The sequence below is a fragment of the Roseateles sp. genome, assembly GCF_049240545.1.
In the GTDB taxonomy this organism is placed as follows: domain Bacteria; phylum Pseudomonadota; class Gammaproteobacteria; order Burkholderiales; family Burkholderiaceae_C; genus Paucibacter_A.
Map to the genome: position 1 here is coordinate 1 of NZ_JBMLSK010000018.1, position 2,267 is coordinate 2,267.

Sequence of the window (2,267 nt, forward strand, 5' to 3'; positions counted from 1 at the left end):
TGATGGCGATGAAAAAGTGGCAAGAATCACACCCTCACCTGTTCAAGAAAAAAGTCATCAACCATCCGGGACCTGACACTCGGGCGAACTTTCATGATGTGGGGCAACGCCCCGGATCATGGAAGACTTCCACATTAACTGCATCGATCGACTCAGGAGTTGCTAACGTGCGCTTGATCTGGTGTTGTCGTTCTATCCCTCACGGTAGAGGAATGCGAAAGAAAAGTCCAGCGGTTTTTGACGGGCAAGGGCAGAGCTAGCAGGCTCCGGACCTAGTGCAAATAGCCCTTCCGAGGCGGTGCGCTTCGAGACGGAAGTCCCAGCGCTCAGTACCTGAGTCGAGCACGAAGCAGGCGTGCCCGTCTTGAGGCCGGGCAGCCGACGACACGCTGCGCTCCGAACCATCATGCGGCCAGACGACAAGAAACACGCTAGCGCGGCCCTGAGGAGACGTCTTCAAGGCTACTTCGAGCGTGGGAGTTGCTTCCATCGTACCCACCTTACGCGTCACCCAGCCTTGAAGTCGAGGGGTAACTTGGCCTTGGACCAGCGAGACCTCACCCAAGCGCTCGCAGACCAAGCGGATCCGGAAGCCAACACCGTTCGGTGCTACGCATAGGAAGTCCGTCGGACCGCGGCCATCTGGCGGCATGGTCGGAAGCTGGCTGACCATCGTGCCTGGCGCAAAATGCCAGAACTGCTCGAGATCTAACTCGCGCGGGGCGACGGCTACGATTTCGTCGTGAACGACCAGCGTGCGGATCTCTTGCAGGAAAACTGCGTTTCGCGTGTGGCGGACGCCGTCGGAAATCCGGTGACTCCCGCCGAGATGCAGTAGCGCGTCGGTGGCGAGACCGCCGACATCCTCTTCGGCTACGCCATAGCTGAAGCCGGACTGGCCTCGGCACACGACAGTGTTGTGGGCACGCGGATGGGTGAAGTACTCACGCTGCGGATCCGAATACTTGTAGGGGCCGCCTGAATCTACCAGTAGCAACTGGCCTTCGACGAATAGCTGGAGGTTCAGATGATCGTGGTGCCCATGCGAATGAATCGGCGGGCCAGCCTTCAAGAACATCGCCCATCCTGCCTCTCCGCCATGCGCGAGCAGGTAGCCACTCCGCGGATACGTCACCACGTCCGGTGCTTGTCCCGCAGTAGTGATGGTCCCAGCGCGCAGGCAGCGGATCGCTTCCTTGGTTGAGTCCGAGCCGTAGCCAGCCGCCACGTGGCGCTCGAGGATCTCCCAGACCGGCACCGACCATCCGTGCCAGTCCAACCATGTGTCACCAACTGCGGGCACGCTTCCGTCGGGCCAGCGCATCAAAAACGCGAAGTCCACTAGCCGTGTCATCAGGGAACGAAGATTCCGAACCCGGCCGTTTTCATCATCCAGCCCGAAGAAATCCGCGTAGTGCATGACTTCTCCGACGAGCTCCAGCGCGATGTACTGATATTCGAGTGCCTGCTCGCGCGTAACGCCTTCGCTCGTGTCGATCATTTCGTCTAGGAGCGCAAAGAGCCGCAGGTCGGCATCCGACTTGTACTCAAGAGGCAGGTCGAGCTCGGGCACTGCGGCCATCATGTTGAGCAACGCGAAGCAGTGGAATACGCCGTGGTTGTGGCCGATGAACTCGGGGCGGCGCAGGAAAGCGTGCAGCGCTCGCGCGTGCAGCGACATCGTCGAGCGGAAAGCCGCCGTCCACACCGCGTCATCCGAGAAGAACTGCCGGTACAGGTATACGAGACAGGTCGAACGGTAGGCGATCGCATGATCGTCCCATGCCATGTCAGTTGGGTCGGCCATGTAGGTGGGCCCATGAGCCGCCATCCAGTCGAGCGTACATCGTCGTACGTACTCGAGTTGCTCGGCCTCGCCATTTGTCTCGGCTATCGCCGCCGGCACATAGAGCCAAGTCAGGCAGTGGTACCAGAGCTTCCAGGTGTTGTTCGAGAATGGATCTTCACGCCAAGTCTGCCCTTCTGGAACCGACCACTCGGAAAACCCATGGAAGGTCACTGCCCGCGAGCGAAGCCACGCCTCCTTCTTGGCCTCAGTCACTGCTCCCCGCATTGGGGTCCAGAGTTTCGACACGTCCTGCATGCTTACCTTCAAAGTATGAACTGGAGGTAGCCGTGCCGAGGACGGAAACCGCGCTTGGTGACAACCCCGGCCCAGACGTAGGACTCGTACTCGGCGAACAGATCTGTTTCAGGTCCCGGATGATTGATGACTCTTTTGGTGAACAAGTGAGGGTGTGATTCTT

At 59.6% G+C, this 2,267-nt stretch carries 2 protein-coding genes; one reads left to right on the plus strand and one right to left on the minus strand.

What is annotated here, in order from left to right; translation table 11 throughout:
* The coding region (locus tag ACOVRJ_RS01470; RefSeq protein ID WP_422042136.1) for a hypothetical protein at nucleotides 1-260 on the plus strand (260 nt) is incomplete at its 5' end.
* Here ACOVRJ_RS01470 and ACOVRJ_RS01475 read toward each other — a convergent pair.
* Nucleotides 257-2,104, minus strand: a complete 1,848-nt coding sequence (locus ACOVRJ_RS01475) for a heparinase II/III domain-containing protein (protein ID WP_422042137.1) — start codon at nucleotides 2,102-2,104, stop codon at nucleotides 257-259. The genes ACOVRJ_RS01470 and ACOVRJ_RS01475 overlap by 4 nt on opposite strands.
* Nucleotides 2,105-2,267: the final 163 nt, after the last annotated feature.

Coding starts and splice junctions, on each gene's coding strand:
- ACOVRJ_RS01475 (WP_422042137.1), bottom strand. CDS start 2,104: ATGCAGGACGTGTCGAAACTCTGGACCCCAATGCGGGGAGCAGTGACT.